This window comes from Caproiciproducens faecalis, from assembly GCF_019448085.1.
GTDB lineage: Bacteria > Bacillota > Clostridia > Oscillospirales > Acutalibacteraceae > Caproiciproducens > Caproiciproducens faecalis.
This window is the reverse complement of the sequence record NZ_JAGFNZ010000005.1, coordinates 150,268-173,760: the sequence shown is the minus strand read 5'-3', so window position 1 is coordinate 173,760 and position 23,493 is coordinate 150,268. Positions and strand designations below refer to the sequence as shown.

Here is a 23,493-nt window from a genome sequence, read left to right as displayed (position 1 = left end):
TTGGCTTTAGCTCGCAGGATTTCAGGCCTTTGCTTCCGCCCTTTTGGTAGCCTTGTGGTTTTGCCACATGACATACATCGGGCCGGCAATGCAGACTGAGGAATAGCAGCCGGTTACAACACCGACCATCATCGGCAGTGCAAAGGTGGTGACGCTGGTCAGACCGAAAACAGCGCCGACTACATATACCGTCGCAATAGAAGAGAATGTGCATCCGGCGGTATAAAGGGAACGTGTAAAGGTCTGATTGATGCTTGTATTAACCAAAACCGAATACGGAGTTTTTGGCCCAAGCAGTCTGCGGTTTTCTCTGATACGGTCATAAATAATGATGGTATCATTCAAAGAATATCCCAAAATGGTCAGAACAACGGCGATAAAGCTGTCATTGAGCGGCATTCTGAAAATAATAAAGGTAAAGTAAACCATCAAAACGTCATGCAAAAGGGCAATAATAGCCATAATACCGGCGGACATGCCGCCGATTTTCTTAAATCTCAATGCAACATAAAGAATCAGCAGCAGAGAAGCAATCGCAACCGCCGCGATACATTTTGCAAAAAAACTGCGGCCCATAGACGGATTGACAGAACTGGATTCGACAACCTGGAAGCCGGCATCCGGATATTTTGCCGCAAGGGCTTTTGCGATTGCCTGCTGATTGTCAATTGTGATAGAATCCGTTCCCGCAAAGGAAATGGACACATTGTTTTTGACTTCAGCGCCGTCTGCCGATTTTACGTTCTCAAGAATACGAACCGTAACATCCTTTTTGGCGGTATCCTGTACAATTTTCTCTACATCTTCCTGCTTAATGGATCCGGAGTAGGAATATTTGATAACCGCGCCGCCGGTAAACTGAATGTCGAGCTGGGTTCCGAAAATGATATTGAAAATCAGGCCAATCGCCATAATACCAAGAGAAATGCCAAAAAAGATTTTCCTGTTTTCAAAGAATTTGATGTTAAAGATTCTCATTTTGCGGCACCTCCATATAACCATTTGCTGCGTGCGAACTTAAACCCGGAAAGGGACTTTGTCATTAGGCGGGTCGCCGTTACGCCGAACACGAAGTTGCCGATAATACCAATGAGCAGAGTATAACCGAAGGAGTAAATAGAACCGGTGGTGGATGGCCCAAAGATCATGGAAAGAATATTGGTAGGCCCAAATACACCCATCAGGATCAATGCAACGATAATAACGGTAATATTGCCGTCGAAAATCGCCCAGAAGCTGTTGTCGTCACCCTTCTGGATTGCGCCGTCAAGCGTTTTGCCCGCCCACAGTTCCTCTTTGATTCTGGATGCGGTAATAATATTTGCGTCCACGCCCATACCGATGGAAAGAATGATACCGGCAATACCGGGAAGGGTCATGGTGAAGCTGTTTACAAACGGGAAGTAACCGGAAACAGCCGCAAAGGAAAGTGCGATCTGGCCAAGCAGCGCAATAATCGCCACAAAGCCGGGAAGTCTGAAAACAAAAAGCATAAAGATACAAATGATAGCGAATGCAATGCAGCCGGCAATCAGCATGGCGTGCAGGGAAGAAGCTCCCAGCAGGGGGCTGATTGTGCTGAAGTTGGTAGTTGTAAGTTTAAAGGGAAGCGCACCGGCGGTAATCTTGTTCGCCAGAGCAGACGCTTCCGCTGCGGTAAAGTTACCCTCAATGGTGCATTTTCCGTCTGTTATCACCGCGTTGACCGTCGGGCTGGAAATCATCACGTCATCCATCCAGATGGAAATGACTTTGCCCTGCAGACGCTCGGTCGCCTCTGCGAATTTTTCGGTTCCGCTGTCGTTCAGCTCAAGGCCGACCAGATACTTGGATGTACCGCTTGTTTGATCCTGAGACATTTCTGCTTTGGCGCTCTTAATGTCGCTGCCCTGCAGAATGATGGAATCTGCGGTGGTACCCTTCGGGGTTTTATAGACGGGTTGTCCATCGGAGCCGTTTTCCGTCGTTGTATACTCGCCGCCCTCGCGGAAGGTAAGCATTGCCGTTGCGGAAAGCTCCTGAATTGCGCCTTCCGGATCAAAAGTGGTTTCGTCGTTCTTCCATGGGAAGCGCACAATAATACGATCATGATCGTAATCCGTATAAAGTTCATAATCGGTAATGTGTTTGCTGGTCATGCGAACTTCGATAATGGATTTGGCGGAATCAATCTGTTCCTTAGTTGCCTTAGTCGAAGTTGCGGGGCTGAAAGTAGCCTCGACGCCGCCGTTAATGTCAATTCCCCATCTAATGTCGCTTACACCTTTTATGTAGGTGTTCGAATTATCCCCGTTTTGTCCCTTAATACCAAAGGTGGCGGTATAAGTTAAAAACAGTATGAGGAGGGCGACGATGAAAAAAACTGGTTTTGCTACTCGCTTCATTCGTAAATCCTCCAATTTCGGTATTCTGTGAATCCTCGCAGACGTAACAAAGTTTATTATATTGTTATTGCCTTAAAAAGTCAATCAATTTGGCAAGATTATTAACAGAAAGCGTTAAAAAAAGAAAGGGAGCACTGCTCCCTTTCCTCATTTATTTAAGAGCTTTTCCGCAGCCGCAAGCTGTACGCAGATACAGAACAATTCCATCGCCTGCTCCAGTTCCGCCACAGGCGGGTAAGTCGGCGCAACACGGATGTTTTGATCGTTGGGGTCCTTGCCGTACGGATAAGTTGCGCCCGCGCCGGTCAGAGTGACTCCCGCTTCCTTGCAGAGGGAAACCACACGCTTTGCGCAGCCGTTCAGAACGTCCACGCTGACAAAGTAACCACCGTTGGGACTGGTCCACTCGGCAACCCCTTTGCCCCCCAATTCGGATTCCAGCCTTCCGAGAACGGTGCGGAACTTCGGTTCCAGCAAAGCACGGTGCTTTGTCATATGATCCATGACGCCATCCAGATCCTTGAGGAAATAAATATGGCGCAGCTGGTTGAGTTTATCCGGCCCAATTGTCTGAAAGGAATAGTGCTCTCTTAGGACGGAGAGATTTTTTTCGCTTGCTCCCATCGCCGCAATGCCGGCGCCCGGAAACGTAATTTTGCTGGTAGATGCAAAGAAGATGGGTAAATCAATGGTATTGTTCTTCCGGCATTCCTGCCAAAGGTTCAGCAGGGTATCTGGGGTATCCGTCAGGTCATGAACGCAGTAGGCGTTATCCCAGAAGATTCTGAAGTCCTTCGCCGCAGGCTTCAGCGCTGCAAACCGGCGGACAGTTTCATCCGAATAAGTAATTCCGGTGGGGTTGGAATATTTCGGTACACACCAGATTCCCTTGACGGAAGCATCGTCATGAATCAGCTTTTCAACAACGTCCATATCCGGTCCGGTAGCAAGCATCGGTACCGCAATGAGTTCAAAACCGAAATATTCGGTGATGGCGAAATGTCTGTCATAGCCGGGGGAAGGACACAAAAATTTGATATGACCCTGTTTGCCCCAGGGTTCGCAGCCCGCAAAGCCATGCGTCATGGCACAGGATACCGCGTCAAACATCATGTTGAGGCTGGAGTTTCCGCCGACAATGATGTTGTTGTCGTCCACTCCCATCAGTTCCGCGAACAACTCTCTCAGCTCCGGCAGGCCATCCGGCAAACCGTAATTGCGGCAGTCATCTCCTGTTGAAGAATGCATATCCGACCCGGAATTCAGGGTGTCCAGCATTTTCATGGAAAGATTCAACTGATCCGTCGCTGGCTTTCCGCGCGCCATATTCAGTTTAAGGCCCTGTGCTTTAAATTGATTGTAGCGGTCCTCCAAGTCTGCCTTCACTTTTAACAGCTCGGATTCTGACATGGATAAAAATTGCAACATGAGCATCTCCCTATCATAATATGCAAAATACATATGTAAACTCCTATTATTCTAATATAACCCGTGATTAAATGCAAGTCTAAAATAAAATTCCTGCATTTTTTAATCTTTGATTATAAAATCACAATAATACAAGCATATTTCTGTCTATCTCGTCAAGGGGATTGCTCATAACTCTTGTATAAATCTATTTTATGTACTGGGCAAGTTCGCTGTCAACCTTCTGAATATGATTCAGAAGCCAGTTCATCAGAAAATAGTTGGTTTTGGACACCAGTGCAATCGATGCGCCCTCTTTGGAAAGATCTTTTTTCAGATCTGCAAGCTGCTTTGTAAAATAGTCGTGCAGCTCCTTGTGCTCTTTGCACTTTGGATAAGTACTGCTTCTCTGCAGCTTTTCTTCATCCGAAAAGTGCTTGATGGTGTAGCCCTCCAAAAATTCCAGCGTTTTATATATTTCTTCTTTCCCTTTTCCCTGATTGCAGGCGGCAAAGAGCTGGTCAATCCTGTCACAGAGTTCCTTGTGTTCCCCATCAATCAGGGGAACACCGATTTTCAGGTTTTCTTTCCACATTGCCATAAAAGACACATCCTTTCTCTGTTTCCTATTAAAATTCAGCCGTACCGGTTGTCCGTGGGAACGGAAGTACGTCGCGGATATTGGCGATTCCTGTCAGATACATAACCAAGCGCTCAAACCCAAGGCCGTATCCGGCGTGCTTTGTGCCGCCGTAACGCCGAAGGTCAAGATACCACCAGTAATTTTCCTCTTCAAGATGGAAATCCTTCATGCGCTGCAGCAAAACATCCATACGCTCTTCACGCTGGCTGCCGCCGATAATTTCACCGATACCCGGTACCAGCAGATCCACTGCGGCCACCGTTTTACCGTCATCGTTCATACGCATATAGAAAGCTTTAATCTCTTTCGGATAGTCGGTTACAAAGACCGGCTTGCCGTAAACCTTCTCTGTCAGGTATTTTTCGTGTTCGGTCTGAAGGTCGGTTCCCCAATCCACCTTATACTCAAACTGATCGTTGTTCTTTTTCAGGATCTCAATTGCCTCCGTATAGGTTACGCGTGCAAAATCGGAATCAATTACATTCTGCAGACGATCTACAAGGCCCTTGTCTACAAACTGGTTGAAAAACGCGATGTCGTCCGGGCAGGTTTCCATGACATAACGGATGACAAATTTAATCATTGCCTCCGCAAGCTTCATATTGTCCTGTAGATCGGCAAACGCGATTTCCGGCTCTATCATCCAGAATTCCGCAGCATGGCGCTGGGTGTAGGACTTTTCTGCGCGGAAAGTCGGGCCGAAGGTGTAGACTTTACCGAACGCCATTGCCATACACTCTGCTTCCAGCTGTCCCGAAACCGTCAGGGAAGTGTGTTTCTGGAAAAAATCCTGTGAATAATCCACCGCTCCGCTTTCCGTACGGGGAGGGTTGTCCGCGTCCAGTGTGGTTACAGAGAACATCTCCCCCGCTCCCTCACAGTCGCTTCCGGTAATCAGCGGAGTATGGACATAGACAAAATCATTCTCGTTGAAGAATTTATGAATCGCATACGCTGCAGCGGAACGGATGCGAAATGCAGCGCTGAAAGTGTTGGTACGAGGGCGCAGATGTGCAATCGTACGCAGATACTCCAACGAATGGCGCTTTTTCTGCAAAGGATAATCCGGCGTGGACTGTCCTTCCACTTCCACCTGTGCGGCATGAATTTCAAAAGGCTGTTTTGCCTCGGGCGTTAAAAGCAACTCGCCTGTCACCACAACGGCTGAACCGACGTTCAGCTTTGCGACCTCTGTAAAATTAGGAATTTTATCTGATTCAAAGACGATTTGGACTCCCTTAAAGCAGCTTCCGTCGTTCAGTTCAATAAAACCAAGCGCTTTTGAATCCCGGATCGTGCGCACCCAGCCGCAAACCGTAACGGTCTTACCGCCAAGTTCCGCCTTTTTTGAATATAGTTCGGCTATTTCAGTCCTTTTCAAGCTGATACCTCCTAAATATTAGCAACAATAAATTATTCTTATATTATAACACGAACCTACCGTGTGCAATACCAAAATACAGGAATTTCTGTAAAACTTCAAATATCTTCAAATTAGGGGTTGATTTTTCCTGTAACATCCGATATAATATCAGAGTTGCCTGATGTACGGGCAACACGGTTACCATTTGGAGAGGTATTCTAATGGTAAGGAGCCACATTGGAAATGTGGTGTGCCGCAAGGCATTGTGCGTTCGAGTCGCATCCTCTCCGCCAAGAAAGAGCATCCGCGTTTGCGGGTGCTCTTTTTCATAGCTGCCGGTTAAAGAACCAGTTCTTCAGTTTGTCGGAAAGGATACGGGGTATTGATGGACAGATCACAAGCCATTTCCTATTTAGCAAGGAATAACCTCTTACATATTGATATGCTGGAAATCTTAAGAAGAAAAGATACAGAAATATTATACTCTACAGGCCGAGGGATTCTGATTTATAATAAAGCGTGCGATGTTTATATGATTAGTGCGCAGGATGACCAGACCGTCGCTGAAATGCTCTCTATCTTTAGAAATCCTCAAGTGATTGTTACGCATCAGAATTGCTATGTCAAAACACTTCAAAAGCAATTTTCGTTGCAAAGAAAAACGATTTGCCACCAGACGGCGTATCTAAAAAAAGTACCGCTTCCCGTACCGAAAACCGGGGCGGTAATCCGCCCGCTGGACGAAACCTGCCTGCCTTTTGTTTTAAAACATTATACCCACGCGGAGGATAACGAGCCATATGTTCTGGGTCGCTTAAAATCCGGTGCGATGTTCGGCGCCTATATAGAAAACAGGCTCGCCGGATTCATCGGAACACATGCGGAAGGTGCCATGGGCATGCTGGAGGTACTTCCGGAATTCCGCCGTCAGGGTGTTGCCGCCGTACTGGAAACCTTTCTCGTCAACCGTTTTCTTTCAGAAGGGCGAATTCCTTTCGCTCAAATTATAGCCGGAAACGAAGCTTCTCTGAAGCTGCATGAAAAGCTGAACTTTTCCGTGACGGATCTTACTCTCTGTTGGCTGTCTTAACTTCCTATTTTTCTTCTTTGGTTCTGTAATCATCGTGCGGTACCATTGATATTTCCATAAATATGAGAACTTTATTTAAAATTGCAGGGGGAGTCTACTTATGAAAGTGTATCAGCAAATTCTTATCGCGTGCCCTCTGGTATTTCTGGCAAGCTTTGTGGACGCAGTTGCGGGCGGCGGCGGACTGATCTCACTGCCCGCGTATTATCTGACGGGAATGACGGCTCATTTTGCCACCGGTTCCAATAAGTTTTCTTCCTGTATCGGCACCATATTTTCTACCGGGAGATTTCTAAAAAGCGGCAGTTTTCATCTGCGCGTCGCTCTCGTTTCCGCTGGATTTGCCCTCGGCGGTTCCTACGCCGGAGCAAGGCTGGCTCTTGTGCTGGACGACCATTTTCTTCGGGTCGCCATGCTGGTGCTTCTCCCCTTGGCCGCCGTTGTCATCCTGCTGTCGCGAAAAAAAGATAGCGCGGACATCAGTACTTTCGACCACATTCCCACACGGCGTGCCATGGCGCTTTCGGCGGGAATTGGACTGCTGCTCGGCGTATACGACGGATTTTTCGGCCCGGGTACCGGCACTTTTCTGATTATTGCTTTCACCGCTTTTCTGGGATTTGACTATAAAACAGCCTGCGGAAATACAAAAGTCGTAAACCTGGCTTCCAATGTAGCCGCGCTTATTACCTTTGTTGCGGCAGGCACGATTCAATACTCCGTAGCAGTACCGGCTGCGGTCTGTTCCATTGCCGGTCACTGGATTGGCTCCGGACTGGCGATTAAAAAAGGTGCCCGGTTTATCCGGCCCGTTATGATGTTCGTATTGATCCTGCTGTTTTCCAAAGTGGCGTGGGACATGCTGGTAAAATAGACAGGCTTATTCAATGATGATACAAAACCCCCGGCCGTTGCAAAATGAACTGCGGCCGGGGGTTTCCCGTATATAAAAATAGAGAAATGGCTTATTTTTTCAGTGTTTCATTCATACTGCCGGTACGGTAGCCTCTGATATCCACCGCGATATAGGTAAATCCTATCTCTTTGAACCTTGTATAAATCTTATCACGGGTCTGTCTGTCCATCATCGCGTTAAAACCGTTTTCGTCCGTTTCAATACGGGCAAGATTGCCGTGAAAACGGACACGCACCTGATGGAAACCCAAATCGAGCAGATACTGTTCCGCCTGATCGATCATGCGCAGTCTGTCCGGCGTAATGCTTTCTCCGTATGGGAATCGGGAGGACAGGCAGGCGAAGGACTGCTTGTTCCATGTGGGAAGACCCAGCCGCTTGGAAAGCTGGCGGATCTCCGCCTTGGTAAGGCCAGCCTCTCTTAACGGGCTTTTAATGCCCAGCTCGGCAACAGCCGTTAGACCCGGGCGATAATCCCCGTTGTCATCTGAATTGGAACCTTCAATGACATTTTCAATTCCTTTTGTCTGTGCAATCGCCTTGATTTTTGTAAAAAGTTCGGTTTTACATAAATAGCATCTGTTTGTCGGGTTCGTTGAAAATCCGTCAATGTCCAGTTCTTCGGAATCGACAATCATATGCTGAATGGAGTTTTCAAACGCAAAAGTGGTAGCTTCGTCCAGCTCTCTTTTGGGGAAGCTGAGCGAACGCGCCGTAACCGCTATCGCCTTGTCCCCCAAAACATCATGTGCCACCTTCAGCAGAAAAGTGGAATCAACCCCGCCGGAAAAAGCCGCCGCAACGCTTTTCAGACTCCTCAGATACTCTTTCAGATTTTCGTACTTTATCTCTAATAAATCCATAATCTTCTCCATCAATCCTATTCTGTTTCAAAATTTACTGCTAATGTACTATTATATCTATTCCTATAGGTTTAGTATTATTTTATCTCAGGGGCATGCAAATGTCAACCTGAAAATAATTCACATGCATCTGCCATGCACATACGGATTTTTGGTAAACCTCTTTATGAATACATAAATTTCTACGGGACTCAATAGAATAATAAAGTTCACTTAAAAAGCTGAAAATGTTGATGTAGCAGCCAATATTTGTTATAATCGATTTATAAAACCGACTGGTGGTGTGGCGTTTTGAACAGAAAAAAGAATAACAAAGTGGCAGCGGTAATCGACATTGGTTCGAATATGCTGAAAATGAGAATCTCGCAATTAAAAAAAGGCGAAATCGTTGACATTGATGTATTGGAGTATCCCCTGAGTCTTGGACATGAGGTTTTTACCGAAGGAAAAATCCGGTTTGAAAGCCTGCGTGAGCTCTCCCGTGTTCTTCACGGTTACTCCTCCATCATGAATGAATATGGAGTTGACCAGTGCAAAGTTGTTGCAACCACCGCATTCAGAGACGCCAAAAACAGATCCTATGTTCTTGACCAGCTGAAAATTCAAAATGATATCACTGTCCAGGTTCTGGAAGACGATCAGGAAAAAACGCTCATTTATTCCGAAATACTGAATTTTCTGAATCAGATTGAAAACAAAAAAAGCGAAAATGCGCTGATTTCCTATATCGGCGCGGGAACCATTGGATTCTCCGTTTACAACGGCAAGCATATGGTTTTTTCTCAGAATATCCCGATGGGCGCGTTAAAGCTGCATGACATGCTGGGAAATATACAGGAGCTGACAGAAGATTTCTACACCGTCGTGGAAGAATACCTGCACTCCATCATCGGCCATATCAGCATCCCCTTCAACAAGGGAATTGTTTCGAATCTGATTCTGACCGGAAACGAAATTCAGCTGATTGCAAAAATCTGCTCAGTGGAACCGGTAAACGACTGTTACACCATTCCTGCGGAAATGCTCACTGATCTGTTTAAGAAGATCCGCTCCATGTCCCAGGAAAAAATCAGCTTACAGTACGGTATCAACGAAGAGACCGCGGAACTGCTGTATTCCGCATTAGCAATTTATATTTCTCTCATCGATTTCACCACCTCAGATTATATTATCTCTCCCAAAGTCGAGCTTTGGGACGCGCTGATGCGCCTGATGCTGATCCCGAAAAGCGGGGATGAATACTTTGAGCATGTTCGTGAAAATGCGATCTCCTGCGCGCAGGAAATCGCCAAAACCTACAACTGCAATCAAAAGCATTCCGACAACATCCGAAAATTTGCCTGCCGTATCTTCGATAAAATGAAAGGTGCGCACGGACTTGACCACCGGAAAAGGCTCCTTCTGGAACTGGCGGCCATTCTGCATGACAGTGGACACTACGTCACCGCCAAACAGCACCTTTTAAGCGCGTTTGACCTGATTAAAGATATTGATGTTTACGGAATGACCGACGATGAAATGCTGATTACAGCATACGTCTCCCGCTATAATGAATATGATGTGCCGAATTACGACGATGTTGAATTTCTGCGCATCAGCGACAAAAACCGGCTGATTGTTTCCAAGCTTGTGGCGATTTTCCGGCTTGCAAACGCGCTGGATAAATCCCAAAAACAAAAGCTCAAGGACATTAAGGTCAAGCTGGATAACGACAAACTGCTGATTACCGCGGAAAGCAACGACAACGTTTATCTTGAGAGATGGGCATTTGAACAATGTGCCCCCTTCTTCAAGGAGGTTTTCGGATACAATCCGGTGCTTACCATCAAATCATCACTCATATAAAAAGGCTGTGAGGTTGACATGAACGATAAAACCGAAAAAATGAAATTCCCCTATATCAACCGTGAACTGAGCTGGATGGATTTCAACGCCCGGGTACTGGAAGAGGCTTTTGAACGGGAAAATCCGATTATGGAGCGCATCCGTTTTCTGGCGATTTCCGCCTCTAACCTGGATGAATTTTTTATGGTGCGCGTTGCGGGAGTAAAAGAACAGGTGAATTCCGACTACCGTGCGGAGGACCCCTCCGGACTGACGCCGAAACAGCTTCTGCCCCTGCTTTCCAATAAAATTCATACTTTTGCCGAAAAGCAGTACTCCTGCCTGCACCGCTCCATTTTCCCCGCAATGAGAAAAAGCAATATCAGTTTTATCTTTCCCGACGAAATGAACCCCGACCAGCTGCATTTTATTTCCGATTATTTCGATAAGGTGCTTTTCCCCGTATTGACTCCGCTTGCAGTGGACACAAGCCGCCCGTTTCCGCTTCTGGCGAACAAAAGCCTGAATATTGCGGTACGACTTAAAGGTGAGGAGGATTCCTATTTTGCCGTCGTACAGGTACCGTCCATCCTTTCCCGCTTTCTGGAAGTTCCGTCAGACCACGGAAAAGTCTATGTTCTTCTGGAAAATGTTATCATGTACAAGCTGGAGGAACTGTTTGAACTCAGCGATATACGGTCGGCCTGCCCATTTCGCATGACCCGTAATTCGGATCTTGACATCGATGAGGAATCGGAAGACCTGCTGATTGAAATACAGAAATCCATTAAAAAACGAAAGCGCGGCAAACCCGTGCGGTTGGAGCTGCTGCAGAAATGTGACCCGGAAACACGGAAATTTCTGATCGATATGCTCGATATCAGCGAAGATGAAATCTATGAACTGCCCGGCCCGCTCGATTTAACCTTCTTTTCTAAATTTGCTTCTATTCCGGAATATGAAAACCTGTGCTTTAAACCGATTGAACCGGTCTATCCCCCCGCCGATTTCTGGGGGTATGACAATATTTTTGAGGCGATCCGTGAAAAAGACAGGATGGTTCACCACCCTTATGAAAGCTTTGAAACCGTTGTGGACTTTGTACGAAGGGCTGCGGAAGACAAAAATGTGCTGGCAATCAAGCAGACACTTTACCGTGTCAGCGGTCATTCCCCGATTGTTGCGGCGCTGATTACGGCGGCGGAAAACGGCAAACAGGTCACTGTTCTGGTGGAGCTGAAAGCACGGTTTGACGAAGAGAATAACATCCTCTGGGCGAAAAAGCTGGAGGAAGCGGGCTGCCATGTTATCTATGGTTTGGCGGGACTAAAGACCCACTGCAAAATTCTGCTGGTGGTGCGGCGCGACGAGGACGGAATCCGGCGTTACCTTCATATGGGCACCGGAAATTACAACGATTCCACTGCAAAAATTTATACCGACATCGGTGTGTTTACCTGTAAGGAACCCTACGGCACCGACGCCTCTTCTCTGTTTAATGTGCTGACCGGATACTCCCGCCCGCCGGAATACAACCGGTTCGTGGTGGCGCCGCACGGAATGAGAAACTTTTTTCAGCGGATGATTGAGAAAGAGATTGCAAATGCCCAGCAGGGCCTGCCCTGCGGAATTACGGCCAAGGTAAATTCTCTTGTTGACCCCGAAATCATTATGCTGCTTTACAAAGCTTCTCAGGCCAATGTTCCGATTAGGCTGCTGGTTCGCGGCATTTGCTGCCTGATTCCCGGGCTGACGGGAATCAGCGAAAACATTACCGTTCACAGCATTGTCGGCCAGCTTTTGGAGCACAGCCGAATTTTCCGCTTTGAAAACGCCGGAAATCCGAAAATCTATATGGGAAGCGCCGACTGGATGCAGCGGAATCTTGACCGGCGCGTAGAACTCATATTCCCCATTGAAGAGGAGGATCTCAGGCAGCGGGCATTTTCCATTCTGGATCTGATGCTGAGTGACAATATCAATACACGGATGATGCAGTCCGACACGGTGTACACCCATATAGACAAAAGAGGGAAAGCCCCCTGTAACTGTCAGATAGAGTTTTCCCGTCTGGCTCGGGCGGCGGTAAGCAAATTTATTGAACAGGACGGAAATAAGCCTTTCCACCCAATTTACAGTTCCGAACTCAGGAAGTAAAGAGAAAAAACTCAGGGAAAGAGGGAACGTATGAAAAGAATCGGAATTTTGACAAGCGGCGGAGACTGTCAGGGATTAAACGCAGCCATCCGCGGTGTCGCAAAGGCGTTATATGTGGAGTTTAAGGAAAATGTTGAGATTTACGGAATTAATGACGGCTATCGCGGCCTGATAGAGGGCAATTACCAGCGGATGAAACCGGACGACTTTTCCGGCATTCTGACCCTTGGCGGCACCATTCTGGGCACGTCCCGTCAGCCCTTCAAGTTGATGCGCATAGTAGACGAAAACAGCGTTGACAAAGTCCAATGCATGAAAGACAATTATAAAAAGATGAAGCTTGACTGCCTGGTGATTTTAGGCGGCAACGGTACCCATAAAACAGCCAATCTGCTGAGCGGAGAGGGACTGAATGTCGTCACGCTCCCAAAAACAATCGACAACGACGTTTGGGGTACCGACATGACCTTTGGCTTCAGCAGTGCAATGGAAATTGCTACGAATGTGCTGGACTGCATCCACACAACCGCAACTTCCCACGGAAGAGTATTCATCGTGGAAATTATGGGTCACAAGGCCGGATGGCTGACCCTGCACGCCGGGATCGCCGGCGGTGCCGATGTCATTTTGCTGCCGGAAATCCCATACAATATTGACAGCATTGCTCAGACGCTCGATCAGCGGAATAAACGCGGAAAGCGCTTTTCCATTCTGGCAGTCGCGGAAGGCGCCATTTCTCAGCAGGAAGCAAAAATGAGCAAGAAAGAGTTTAAAGCCGCAAGGGCCGACATGCCCTACCCGTCCATCTCCTATCGGCTGTCGCAGGAAATCAGCGAGAGAACCGGTCAGGAAATCCGCGTGACCGTCCCGGGACATTTTCAGCGCGGCGGAAGTCCCTGCCCCTACGACAGGCTTCTGGCGACAAGGTTCGGCACCGCGGCGGCAAAACTCATTGCCAATAAAAATTACGGCAATATGGTTGCTCTGCAAAACGGCAGTATTGTTCCCGTTCCGCTGTGCGACGTTGCCGGAAAGCTGAAAGGCGTCCCCAAGGATTGTGAGATCATTCAAACCGCACGCGATATCGGGATCAGTTTTGGAGATTAAGAAAGAAGGTAGTAAAATGAAATCGATAAAAAACGGTAAGCCCGCCTTTATGGCGGTAACCATGATGGTTGGTGCTGTTTCCGCCGCGATGATGGCTTTTACAGCCGTACTGAACATCTGCGCTTTTCTGAAGATTGTTCGATGCACCAACACGGTTCAGAAATCACTTCCTGAAATTGAAAAAGCCGCACGCCTTTACCGAAAAAACAATACGGAAAAAGAAACCGGCAGCGTACAGACAAAAGAATAATCTACAAAACAGGCAAAAGGCCGGAACAGCGATTACGTTGTTCCGGCCTTTTATATGGATGTATAACCTGGTTTTTCTGTTATGATACCGTAATATGATCCTTCAGATTCGCAAAAATTTTATCGCCGATGCCGCTGACGTTTTTAATTTCCTCAACACTTTTGAATGCGCCGTTTTTCTCGCGATAATCCACAATGCGTTTCGCAATCACATCCCCGATGCCGTCAAGGCCGTCGCTCATCTGCTGAGCCGTAGCGGTGTTAATGTTGATCTTTCCGCTCGGCGCCGAAGTTCCGCCGGCGGTTTTTTCCGGCTTGGATGAAACAGCGGACGGTGCGGAAAGGGAAGCTTCCGATGCGGTTCTCGGGATATAGGTCTCATCAAAGGAAGAGGAAGTATCTGTTTTTACAATAATGTCGGAAAGAGATACTTCCGGCACATAAAAAGCATTGTAGCCGATAATGAGCGCGCACAGAACGGCCGCGATAACCGTGAGATACCGTACATGCAAAGTTTCATCATCCACGCCGAACGCCACCTTATCCTGCGTTAAGTCTGCTTTAACTTTTTCAGAAAGCGAACAAAATATTCCGGAAGATCACTGGTAATTTCAATATACCGGCCGTCACGCGGATGGAGGAACCCAATCACTCTGGCGTGCAGGCACTGGCCGTTTAAGTTCGGAACCGGCTTCTTCGGGCCGTAAACCGGGTCACCCGCTATCGGATGCCCGATGTACGCCATATGCACACGGATCTGATGGGTACGCCCCGTTTCCAGCTGGCACTGCACATGGGTAAACCCATTGTACCGCGCAAGAACATGGTAATGCGTAACGGCATTGCGGGAATTCTTTTCGGTCACCGCCATCATCTTCCGGTGAAGGGGGTGCCGCCCGATGGGTGCGTCAATCGTCCCGTCGTCTTCTTTCAGATTGCCGTGTACGACCGCCTCATAACGGCGGGTAAAGCTGTGCGCTTTTATCTGTTCGGCAAGTTTCCGATGCGCAAAGTCATTCTTCGCCACAATCAGCAGCCCGCTGGTGTCCTTATCTATCCGGTGGACAATCCCGGGGCGGACAACTCCGTTGATTCCGGAAAGCGAATCGCCACAGTGCGCCAAAAGGGCATTCACCAGCGTACCGGTAGCGTTGCCTGCGGCTGGATGCACCACCATCCCCTTGGGCTTGTTGACAACAAGCAGATCCTCATCCTCATACATGATTTCCAAAGGAATCTCTTCTGACCGGACATCCAGTTTTTTCAGTTCCGGAATGACCAGGTCAATGCAGTCGCCAACCGCACCACGGTAGCTTTTGGTAAGGATTTTTCCATTGATCTCCGCGTTGCCGTCCGCAATCAGCTTTTCGGCCGCAGACCGCGTCATATTATCCACTTTGAGGCTGATGAGTTTGTCCAGCCGCACGCCGGAATCTTCCGGCTGTATCTCAATTTTAATAATATTCTGCATTATTTTGATCGGATAACTTTTTCAGCATTGCTGTTCAGATCGGAAAAAAACAGGATATGAATGATTAAGAATACGGTTCCGACCGTCACACAGCAATCGGCAAAATTAAAAATCGGAGGAAAAAAGGTAACATAAATATAATCGACAACATATCCGTACAGCACCCGGTCAATCAGATTGCCGATGCCCCCGCCGATAATCAGAACGCTGGCCGCATAGGAAAAGAAATTATGCTGTCTGTATTTGAATAAAGCATAAATGATGACGGCGGAAATGGACAAAGTTACCAAAATAAAAAACCACCGCTGGTTCTGCAGCATTCCAAACGCCGCTCCCCTGTTCTGGATATAAAAGATCTTAAAAAAGCCATCGATAACATTAAAACCGCTGTTTGGCTGCAAATTGGACGTAACCAGAAGCTTTAAAATCTGGTCAGCTGCAACCGCCGCCGCTGCAAGCAATAGTGCAATAATTGCCAACAGAATCTCTCCTTTTGTATGGTATGATTGAAAAAGGGCGAACCAGTCAGCCCGCCCTTTCTGTAGTTGTTAACAGCCCATGCGCAACGGCAAAACGCTCTTAAGAATGGTGGCTGTAGACTCCGTCAGTAGAATCACCGTCTCCAGCAGTTTCGTCATCATCGCTGAATTGAATGGAACTGAAATGCTGCGGTTTTCCTTCCGGGGGAATTTCATTCTCGTCAAAATTGGAAACCTCTGCACTGAACACAGAGTCCGGCTGACCGGCAGAAATCTGCTCCTGTGCAGGCTGTGCCACTTCTTCCGGGACAGTGGAGGGAGCAGCCGGTTCCGGTACCAAAACATCCTGATTCTGTGCAGGCGCCGGTTTAACCTCCGGCTTGTGCGACGGCAAAGCGTCGATTAAGGTCAGGTGCTCTTTGTAGAGGTTCAGAAGCTTGGAACGGAAATCCGAAACGGTCTGCTGAAGACGCTCCATTTCCTTTTCCTGCTCAACCACACTCTGCTTTGCACCGGAAATAATGCGTTCCGCCTTAATGTTGGCGTCTTTGACAATAATTTCCGCCTTGTGGCGGGATTCGCGGATAGAGGCATCTCCCAGTTTCTGTGCACTGACAAGAGCGGTTTTGATTTCGTCCTCTTCCTTACGATATTCTTCCACTTTTTCGGCCAATATTTTAATTTTTTCAAGAAGCTGTTCGTTCTCCGCCTTTAGTCTTTCATATGACTCTTTCTGATCCAGGTCTTTTTTGAGAAGCGTATCATAGGATTCCTTTACCTGATCGATAAATTGATCCACATCTTCGGTACGATACCCGGAGAAACCGGATTTTCTGAAACTGGCGTTAATAATGTCATTCATTGATAGCATGTTGGAGCCCTCCGTTAAATATATTTCCTGCCTGCAATACTCAATCTGCCTTTTTTTGTCATGGGCCCTAAGCGGTCAAGAACAAAGCGGCCTTTTCCCCTGATTGAAAGTTTGCTGTCCGGCGTAACAACCGCTGACACGGAAGTGTTCACTTCGTGGTTCAGCATTACCAGACCGGCGCGAATTATCTCTGATGACTTTTCCCTGCTTGTACCTATGGCAGCCGCAACAATGCAGTCCAGCCGCGAAGAGGCAACAACCGCGGAAAAATCTTCAAAGTTCCTGCCGACCGGCAGCGGCAGCGCAGCGTCCTTCTCCAAACGGACACCGACTCTGCCGATTTTTTGTGTTTGAGACAGAATGTAATCTGTTACCTCGCTGCGGGAAAAAATCACACAGCGGCCTTCCTCAACAAGGATATCTCCGAGCGTTTCCCTCTGGAGTCCGTTTGCAAGGAGAGCGCCGAGAAAATCGCGGTGGGTAAGCAGATCACAGGCACGGTAGCCTGCGGTCACCGCGGTAATGGGAAACGATTCGGTATCCGGCTCCGTAAAGTCCGGAAACGCACCAAAAACCACACGCTCCGAGCCGTTATATCCGCCCCAGAGCATATAGTTTTTAAAGGAAAGACGATTCATGATTTTCTGTGCCGTAAGCGCCTGGCACTCGTCCAAAAAGCCCACAAAGCGGGGCTTCGCTCCGCTTTGTGCAAGACGTACGGCATCACAAATTTTGGCTTCAAAAATTGCATTGGCCGACTGTTTATCCATTAAAAATAAACGCCGTTGTTTTCCAGCTCATCTAAAACGTCGTCACCGGTGAGGTCAACGTTATAAGGTGTGATAATGAAAGTGCTGGTGGCAACTCTCTTGATCTTTCCGCCGTTTGCGTAAGCAACACCGCTCAAAAAATCGATGATGCGGCGGGAAACATCCTTGTTTGTATTTTCAAGGTTTAACACTACCGTATGCATTTTCAAAAGCTCGTCCGCAACTGCGCAGGTCTCTTCCCCAAAACGTTCCGGCTTAAACAGAACGACCTGAAGCTGAGCGGTTGCATGGATATTCACAACCTTGTTTCCGCTGCTCTGCGTGGGTGCGCGCTTAACCGTGTCACGTTCACGGATTTCAGGTTCTTCGTTTTGACGGGAAGAAATTTCCTCCTGTTGAACACCGTCATAGTCGTAGTCGTACTCGTCTTCCGGCGGATTCCACATATCCTTGATTTTTTCTACAATTCCTGCCATAGCTAACCCTCCTGTAATGATGATTAATTGTATATTCTTGGGCCAAACAGTGCAGAACCAATTCTAACCATATTGGCTCCCGATAATATTGCCTGGGAATAATCCGATGACATACCCATGGACAAGTAGTCCATGGTAACATTATCTATTTTTTTACCCTTGATGTCAATAAAATATTGAGACATCTTTGAAAAATATCCCTGTGTTTCCGCCATTTTTGCCTCTGCGGGCGGAATCGCCATTAAACCGCGGATACGAAGCGACGGCAAAAGCGCCGTCTGCTCAATCAGATCATACAGTTCCGTTGGAAGCACCCCCGACTTGTTTGGTTCATTTCCGATATTCACTTCGATCAGAATATCCGTTGTGACGCCTTTGGAAAGGGAAAGGCGGGAAATTTCGTTTGCCAGCCTGACACTGTCTACCGACTGAATCATTGAAACCTTGCCTATGATATTTTTCACCTTGTTGGTCTGCAGATGCCCGATAAACTGAAGCTCGCATTGTGCAAGATCATAAGATTCGTACTTTTCACAGAGCTCCTGCACTTTGTTTTCGCCGATATGGTCAATTCCGAGCGCGATTCCGTGATTAATCACTTCCACCGGTACGGTTTTCGTGGCTGCAAGCATTGTAATATCCTGCGGTTGGCGTCCGGACTTTAGGGCGGCGGCGGCAATATTGCTGCGAATCACTTTCAGATTCTCTTCCACATCCAGAAACCGGCGGTCAAATTCACTTGACGACTTTTCCATCATATAAATCAGTCCCTTCCACAACTACTTCATCAAACAGCTTAACGGTCGAATCCGTCATGAGGTCTTCTTTTGGCGGATCCGTCTGACAAATGGCATAATTTCCCGTACTGAACAGCGGGAAAACCTGCCGAAACTCTATTTCGCTGCCGTGCATCACATAGACGCCTTGCACTTCTTTGGTTACTGAGGTTGCTTTCCCGTTGCTGTCTTTCCCCGTTTTGGTTACCTTGGCAAAATGGATTGCTTTCTGGCTCACCCGGATTCCCGTGTATTTCTCCACCTGAATCTGAGCTGTAGCGCTGCGAATCAGCGCAAGGGAAGAATTCATACTGCTGCTCCGCAAAATAACCACTGCCTCCGTATCTTTGTCCGCCTGATTCACCGCGGCAACAGTCGCCGGAACCGTCTGATTGGAGGCAAACGGAAACTGAATGGAAACGGTGTCGCCTTCTTTAAACTTGGCGGCCTTGTCCGCCGCAGCCGGGCAGGCAAAATACCAGTCATACGCTTCACAGATCTTCCCAATGGAACCGGTCTGTCCCACCGGCTTTTCCGTCAGCTTTTCCTTGAATTCCGCAGGGGTAATGGTCAGGATTTTATCATAATCATACACCGATTCGTACCCATCAACAGCGCTGATAAAATAGCCCGATGCGGGTGCGGTCACGGAGCCGATCGCCGCACTATTGGATTTGGTCAGCGTTTCACGCTCCGCCTTCAAGGCGTTAATCCTTGTATTGAAATTTGCCGATTTGTCCGTTACAATCTGGCGCTCGTTAATCAGGTACAGTAAATCCTCGCGGCTGTTGGAAAGCTCCGAGTATTCGCCTGACTGGATACAATCGAGCAAATCCACCAGCTTCAGATTGGTCTGGGCACTGATCGAGCCAATGCTGGCGGCGTAAGTATCCCCCGGCGTACTAAGCTTTTGCAGCTTGGAAATCTGGTAATCAAGGTCGGCAACCTGCTGCTGCGCCGCGGCACTCTGCTCATTCGGGTAAATTTTTGCGACGGTGCCGCCTTTCGCCACCTTACCGCCATCACCGATCACATAAGTAATGACTCCGTTGACCTTGGATGCCATCAATTTCTCTTTTCTGATAGCTGTACCGGTCACCTGAACGGTGTCCGCCGTACTGGCGTAGGAAGCCGTCTCCGTCTGAATCTTTGCAAAATGGGCGTTATAAATCTGATACCCCATATAAATGAACAGAAGGATGGCTACAACAGCCGATGCAATTCTTCTCAGCAGCGGGCTATTCATATTACCACCCTTTCCGGTCAACTAGTCTGAATGCCTGATTGGAAATTTCCTCAAAGTCACGGTACTCATCCACCATGATCCAGTGAATGTTTTCGTCGCGGCGGAACCAGGTAAGCTGTCGTTTGGCGTACCGGCGGCTTTCCCGTTTAATGGACTCGACCGCCTCTTCCAGAGAACACTCCGAACGAAAATACGGCAAAAGCTCTTTGTAGCCGATTGCCTGCATTGCCGTTTGTGAACCCGGCCGGTTCAGAATTTCTTCCGCTTCGTGAAGCAGTCCGTCCCGTATCATCAGATCCACCCGTCGATTAATCCTGTCGTAGAGCTTTTGGCGATCCCGAAAATCAAGGCCGATCATACACGCATCGTACGGAGTAGGAGCCTGCTTGGACCGTTCCAGCTGCTCGGTCATCGTGAACCCGGTCGTACGGTAAATTTCAATAGCACGGATCACACGGCTAAGATTGTTCGGATGAATTCTTTCTGCCGATTCGGGGTCAAAGCTTTTTAATTCTTCCATTAACGACTGTACGCCCTGCTCTTCTGCCTTTTGGGCAAGCTGCTTTCTGAGCGTTTCATCCTTATCGTTTTCAGTAAACTGAATGTTTTGCAGGAGGGATCGAATATAAAGCCCGGTTCCTCCCGCGATAACCGGCAGTTTGCCGCGTGCAGATACCTGAGAAATGCAGTCAGAGGCAAGCGAAACATAGTCCGCCACGCTGAACGGCTGGGTAAGCGGTGCAAAATCAAGCAGGTGATGAGGCACACCGCGCATTTCTTCCACAGTAGGCTTTGCCGTGCCGATATTCATTCCTTTGTAGATCTGCATGGAATCGGCCGAAATCACTTCACCGTTTCCGGCAAGCGCAAGTTCCACGGCCAAACGGCTTTTACCGGAAGCGGTCGGGCCGACGACAGCAATCACCGGAATTTTATCCTTCTTATTCATCATTGTATACGCCCAAACTGGCGCTCCAAATCCTTCTTTTTCATCACGATGGATACCGGGCGCCCATGCGGGCAGTAACGAATATCCTCGTTTTCGATTCTTTTGGCAAGTGCGGAAAGTTCCATCGGCGAGCTTACGTCCCCCGCTTTTACCGCCGCGCGGCACGCGACATTGTGATAAAGCCAGTCGAGCTTTTCCGTTGTAATATCGTTTTTTGCTGACTGCAGATAGCCCGCAATCTCCATCACCGTTCCCGCAACGTCATCGTCGCCAAGAATCAACGGTACACTCCGGACAAGAACCGTACCGGAACCGAAATCATCAATTTCAAACCCGGCGGCCGCACAAAGATCCAAAGAATTCATAACTGCGGCGTATTCGTTTTTTTCAAGGGTAACGGCAACCGGCTCCAAAAGCATCTGCTGGTCGGCCTGTCCTTCCTGTGCCCTGAGTTTTTCGTAGAGCATCCGCTCGTGTGCGGCATGCTTGTCGATAAAGATCAGTTCGTTTCCGCGTTCCAGAATCATATAGGTGTTAAAGGCTTCTCCCACCAGCTTTTCCGCTTCCTCGGAAGCAGGAGTTTCAATCGGTGTGACACCCAGTACCGCAGATTGTACGGGTTCCCCGGCAACTGGTTCCGGCATAACAGAGGCAGACGGGTGATCGTCCTCCGGCACCGGAACCGGTTCGGTAAATTCAATATTTGCTGCGGAAAAATTTGTATGGAATGTCGGCCGGTGTGCGTCGCTTACGGCAAAGCCGTGAACGGGTGCCGCCGCGGGCCGTACCGCGGGGATAACCGGCGGCGATTGGGAATCCGCAGGTTTGGCGGGAGCGGTAAACTGAATTTGAACCGACGCCTTGGGCTGTTCAAAAACCGGCGGTTCCGGCTTTTGGAAGGCCATCACACTTGGCACGTCCCCACTGTGAAGAGCCGTTTTAACGCCGTGGTACACCGCGTCAAACACCGGTTTTTCGTTAATAAAACGAACTTCTATTTTCGAAGGATGAACATTGACATCCACCGCCTGAAAAGAAATTCCCATGTGAAGCACACAGGCGGGTACCTTTCCCACCATCAGCGAACCCTTGAAGGCTTCTTCCAGGGCAACCATCGCAGTGCGGCTTTTAATATATCGTCCATTGATAAAGAAATGCTGCATGCTCCGGTTTGGACGCGCAGCGGAAGGCTTGCTGATAAAGCCCCAAAGCTTTACACCGTTCCATTCATATTCCGTAGGAATCAGTCCTGCGGTAAATTCCTTTCCAAAAACAGCGTATACGGCTGATTTCAGTTTTCCGTCACCGGGGCTGTTCAGCGTTTCGCGGGAATCACGGATGAACCGCACCGAAATTTCCGGATGGGAAAGCGCCAGCCTGTCCATCACCGCTGCAATGGCATTTGCCTCCACCACATCTTTTTTCAGGAACTTCATCCGCGCGGGTGTATTGTAGAAAAGGTCGCGCACCACAAAGGTGGTTCCCTGCGCACAGCCCGCATCTTCACAGTCCTGTTCCACCCCGCCGTCGATTTCGTAGCGCGTCCCCGCAAGCTCGCCCTGCGTGGCGGTCAAAAGCTCCACCCGGGCCACAGCCGCAATGGAGGCCAGAGCCTCTCCGCGGAAGCCGAGGGTAGAAATGCTTTCCAAATCATCCTGACTGTGTACCTTACTGGTGGCATGGCGCAAAAAAGCAGCAGCGACGTCGTCGCGGGCAATTCCGCTGCCGTTGTCCGTAACCCGCATATAGGTAATTCCGCCGTTTTTTATTTCCACGGTAATTGCGGTGGCCCCGGCATCGATTGAATTTTCGACCAGCTCTTTTATCACGGACGCGGGGCGTTCCACCACTTCACCAGCAGCAATCAGCTCCGCTATATGTTTGTCCAAAACGTTGATTTTACTCATGAAACGCCTCCTTTTCTAAAAGGCAAATTAAAAACTGTTGTCCAAATTAATCCAGTACCGCTGCGTAATGCTATTTTCATCCTGCACTTCATTTTCTAAAATACCGTGATTCTTCTGGATAGTCCGCGCCGATCCGCAGTTATCTTTATCACAGGTTATCAGCACCTTATGAAGCCCAAGTCCCTTCGCTTTTTCCAAAGCAAGGGAAAGAATCTTGGAAGCATAACCCTTTCGGCGTTCGGAAGGACGCACACCGTAGCCGATATGTCCCCCCACTGAAAAAAGATAATCGTTAAGTCTGTGCCGAAGGTTCACCGCCCCAAGAATTCTCCCCTGTTCATTTACATAAAACCATGTGGTTCCCGGGACAAAATTCTCCGGGCACCCTTCCTCGGTTTCCCACTCTTTTTGTAACCGCAGGTAATCTGAAAAATTTTTGTTGTCTGAGCGAGAGGACATTGGAACAATGACTTCTCCGCTGCACAGCCATTCCTTCATATAATTCTTGTATTCCAGCTCCATGGAAGGATTCAATTTCATAAGACG

General features: G+C 48.3%; 23 protein-coding genes and 1 tRNA gene. 7 read left to right on the top strand and 17 right to left on the bottom strand.

All coding sequences use genetic code 11. The annotated features are described in order from the left end of the window. Positions 1 to 21 precede the first annotated feature (21 nt). From secF to asnS, 5 genes are all read right to left on the bottom strand, one after another. The gene (gene secF, locus J5W02_RS12710; protein ID WP_219966067.1) at positions 22 to 978 is read right to left on the bottom strand and encodes a protein translocase subunit SecF; all 957 of its coding nucleotides are present in this window, start codon (positions 976 to 978) and stop codon (positions 22 to 24) included. Further along, entirely contained in the window at positions 975 to 2,384 is a 1,410-nt protein-coding gene (locus J5W02_RS12705) for a preprotein translocase subunit SecD (protein WP_219966066.1), read from the bottom strand. Before J5W02_RS12705 ends, secF begins: the two co-directional genes overlap by 4 nt. Before the next feature lie 147 nt (positions 2,385 to 2,531). Continuing rightward, positions 2,532 to 3,812 carry an aminotransferase class I/II-fold pyridoxal phosphate-dependent enzyme gene (locus J5W02_RS12700; RefSeq protein ID WP_219966065.1) on the bottom strand — a complete coding sequence of 427 codons (1,281 nt, stop codon included), beginning with the start codon at positions 3,810 to 3,812 and terminating at the stop codon, positions 2,532 to 2,534. Positions 3,813 to 3,999: 187 nt separating this feature from the next. Then, entirely contained in the window at positions 4,000 to 4,392 is a 393-nt protein-coding gene (locus J5W02_RS12695; protein ID WP_219966064.1) for a bacteriohemerythrin, read from the bottom strand. Positions 4,393 to 4,420: 28 nt separating this feature from the next. Next, positions 4,421 to 5,815: an asparagine--tRNA ligase gene (asnS, locus tag J5W02_RS12690; protein WP_219966063.1), complete on the bottom strand. Its 1,395-nt coding sequence runs from the start codon at positions 5,813 to 5,815 to the stop codon at positions 4,421 to 4,423. A gap of 189 nt (positions 5,816 to 6,004) precedes the next feature. Between asnS and J5W02_RS12685 the strand changes: the two genes are divergently transcribed. The 3 genes from J5W02_RS12685 (at position 6,005) to J5W02_RS12675 (ending at position 7,761) form a co-directional block, all read left to right on the top strand. Beyond that, positions 6,005 to 6,090: transfer RNA gene (locus J5W02_RS12685), tRNA-Ser, on the top strand. A gap of 239 nt (positions 6,091 to 6,329) precedes the next feature. Next, positions 6,330 to 6,887, top strand: coding sequence for a GNAT family N-acetyltransferase (locus J5W02_RS12680; protein WP_219966062.1), 558 nt, complete (start codon positions 6,330 to 6,332; stop codon positions 6,885 to 6,887). A 100-nt stretch (positions 6,888 to 6,987) separates the two neighbouring features. Then, positions 6,988 to 7,761 carry a sulfite exporter TauE/SafE family protein gene (locus J5W02_RS12675; protein WP_219966061.1) on the top strand — a complete coding sequence of 258 codons (774 nt, stop codon included), beginning with the start codon at positions 6,988 to 6,990 and terminating at the stop codon, positions 7,759 to 7,761. 91 nt (positions 7,762 to 7,852) lie between these two features. Here the strand turns inward: J5W02_RS12675 and larE are convergent, their stop codons facing one another. Then, the gene (gene larE / locus J5W02_RS12670) at positions 7,853 to 8,665 is read right to left on the bottom strand and encodes an ATP-dependent sacrificial sulfur transferase LarE (RefSeq protein WP_219966060.1); all 813 of its coding nucleotides are present in this window, start codon (positions 8,663 to 8,665) and stop codon (positions 7,853 to 7,855) included. Between the two features lie 291 nt (positions 8,666 to 8,956). Between larE and J5W02_RS12665 the strand changes: the two genes are divergently transcribed. From J5W02_RS12665 to J5W02_RS12650, 4 genes are read left to right on the top strand one after another with little or no spacing between them, the layout of a single operon-like run. Beyond that, positions 8,957 to 10,510, top strand: coding sequence for a Ppx/GppA phosphatase family protein (locus J5W02_RS12665; RefSeq protein WP_219966059.1), 1,554 nt, complete (start codon positions 8,957 to 8,959; stop codon positions 10,508 to 10,510). 18 nt (positions 10,511 to 10,528) lie between these two features. Further along, the gene (locus tag J5W02_RS12660) at positions 10,529 to 12,646 is read left to right on the top strand and encodes an RNA degradosome polyphosphate kinase (protein WP_219966058.1); all 2,118 of its coding nucleotides are present in this window, start codon (positions 10,529 to 10,531) and stop codon (positions 12,644 to 12,646) included. Positions 12,647 to 12,676: 30 nt separating this feature from the next. Then, entirely contained in the window at positions 12,677 to 13,753 is a 1,077-nt protein-coding gene (locus tag J5W02_RS12655; RefSeq protein ID WP_219966057.1) for a 6-phosphofructokinase, read from the top strand. Positions 13,754 to 13,769: 16 nt separating this feature from the next. Further along, positions 13,770 to 14,003 carry a hypothetical protein gene (locus J5W02_RS12650; RefSeq protein ID WP_219966056.1) on the top strand — a complete coding sequence of 78 codons (234 nt, stop codon included), beginning with the start codon at positions 13,770 to 13,772 and terminating at the stop codon, positions 14,001 to 14,003. Positions 14,004 to 14,082: 79 nt separating this feature from the next. Here J5W02_RS12650 and J5W02_RS14780 read toward each other — a convergent pair whose 3' ends face one another. From J5W02_RS14780 to J5W02_RS12595, 11 genes are all read right to left on the bottom strand, one after another. Next, complete coding sequence (locus J5W02_RS14780) at positions 14,083 to 14,529, bottom strand: ComEA family DNA-binding protein (protein ID WP_330659762.1); 447 nt, start codon at positions 14,527 to 14,529, stop codon at positions 14,083 to 14,085. A 23-nt stretch (positions 14,530 to 14,552) separates the two neighbouring features. Further along, positions 14,553 to 15,473 (bottom strand): RluA family pseudouridine synthase, encoded by a 921-nt coding sequence (locus tag J5W02_RS12640; protein WP_219966055.1) that lies wholly within the window; start codon positions 15,471 to 15,473, stop codon positions 14,553 to 14,555. Continuing rightward, complete coding sequence (gene lspA / locus J5W02_RS12635; RefSeq protein WP_219966054.1) at positions 15,473 to 15,952, bottom strand: signal peptidase II; 480 nt, start codon at positions 15,950 to 15,952, stop codon at positions 15,473 to 15,475. The genes J5W02_RS12640 and lspA overlap by 1 nt, the downstream gene beginning before the upstream one ends. 100 nt (positions 15,953 to 16,052) lie before the next feature. Further along, entirely contained in the window at positions 16,053 to 16,823 is a 771-nt protein-coding gene (locus J5W02_RS12630; RefSeq protein WP_219966053.1) for a DivIVA domain-containing protein, read from the bottom strand. Between the two features lie 14 nt (positions 16,824 to 16,837). Next, positions 16,838 to 17,593 (bottom strand): YlmH/Sll1252 family protein, encoded by a 756-nt coding sequence (locus tag J5W02_RS12625; RefSeq protein ID WP_219966052.1) that lies wholly within the window; start codon positions 17,591 to 17,593, stop codon positions 16,838 to 16,840. Further along, positions 17,593 to 18,069: a cell division protein SepF gene (locus J5W02_RS12620; protein ID WP_219966051.1), complete on the bottom strand. Its 477-nt coding sequence runs from the start codon at positions 18,067 to 18,069 to the stop codon at positions 17,593 to 17,595. The genes J5W02_RS12625 and J5W02_RS12620 overlap by 1 nt, the downstream gene beginning before the upstream one ends. Before the next feature lie 23 nt (positions 18,070 to 18,092). Continuing rightward, on the bottom strand, positions 18,093 to 18,827 hold the full coding sequence (locus J5W02_RS12615) for a YggS family pyridoxal phosphate-dependent enzyme (RefSeq protein WP_219966050.1): 735 nt from the start codon (positions 18,825 to 18,827) through the stop codon (positions 18,093 to 18,095). Further along, the gene (locus J5W02_RS12610; RefSeq protein ID WP_219966049.1) at positions 18,805 to 20,091 is read right to left on the bottom strand and encodes an HlyD family efflux transporter periplasmic adaptor subunit; all 1,287 of its coding nucleotides are present in this window, start codon (positions 20,089 to 20,091) and stop codon (positions 18,805 to 18,807) included. Before J5W02_RS12610 ends, J5W02_RS12615 begins: the two co-directional genes overlap by 23 nt. Before the next feature lies 1 nt (position 20,092). Beyond that, the gene (gene miaA / locus J5W02_RS12605) at positions 20,093 to 21,040 is read right to left on the bottom strand and encodes a tRNA (adenosine(37)-N6)-dimethylallyltransferase MiaA (protein ID WP_219966173.1); all 948 of its coding nucleotides are present in this window, start codon (positions 21,038 to 21,040) and stop codon (positions 20,093 to 20,095) included. Continuing rightward, the gene (gene mutL / locus J5W02_RS12600) at positions 21,040 to 22,947 is read right to left on the bottom strand and encodes a DNA mismatch repair endonuclease MutL (RefSeq protein ID WP_219966048.1); all 1,908 of its coding nucleotides are present in this window, start codon (positions 22,945 to 22,947) and stop codon (positions 21,040 to 21,042) included. The genes miaA and mutL overlap by 1 nt, the downstream gene beginning before the upstream one ends. 27 nt (positions 22,948 to 22,974) lie before the next feature. Beyond that, on the bottom strand, positions 22,975 to 23,487 hold the full coding sequence (locus J5W02_RS12595; protein WP_255575748.1) for a GNAT family N-acetyltransferase: 513 nt from the start codon (positions 23,485 to 23,487) through the stop codon (positions 22,975 to 22,977). Between the last annotated feature and the right edge of the window lie 6 nt (positions 23,488 to 23,493).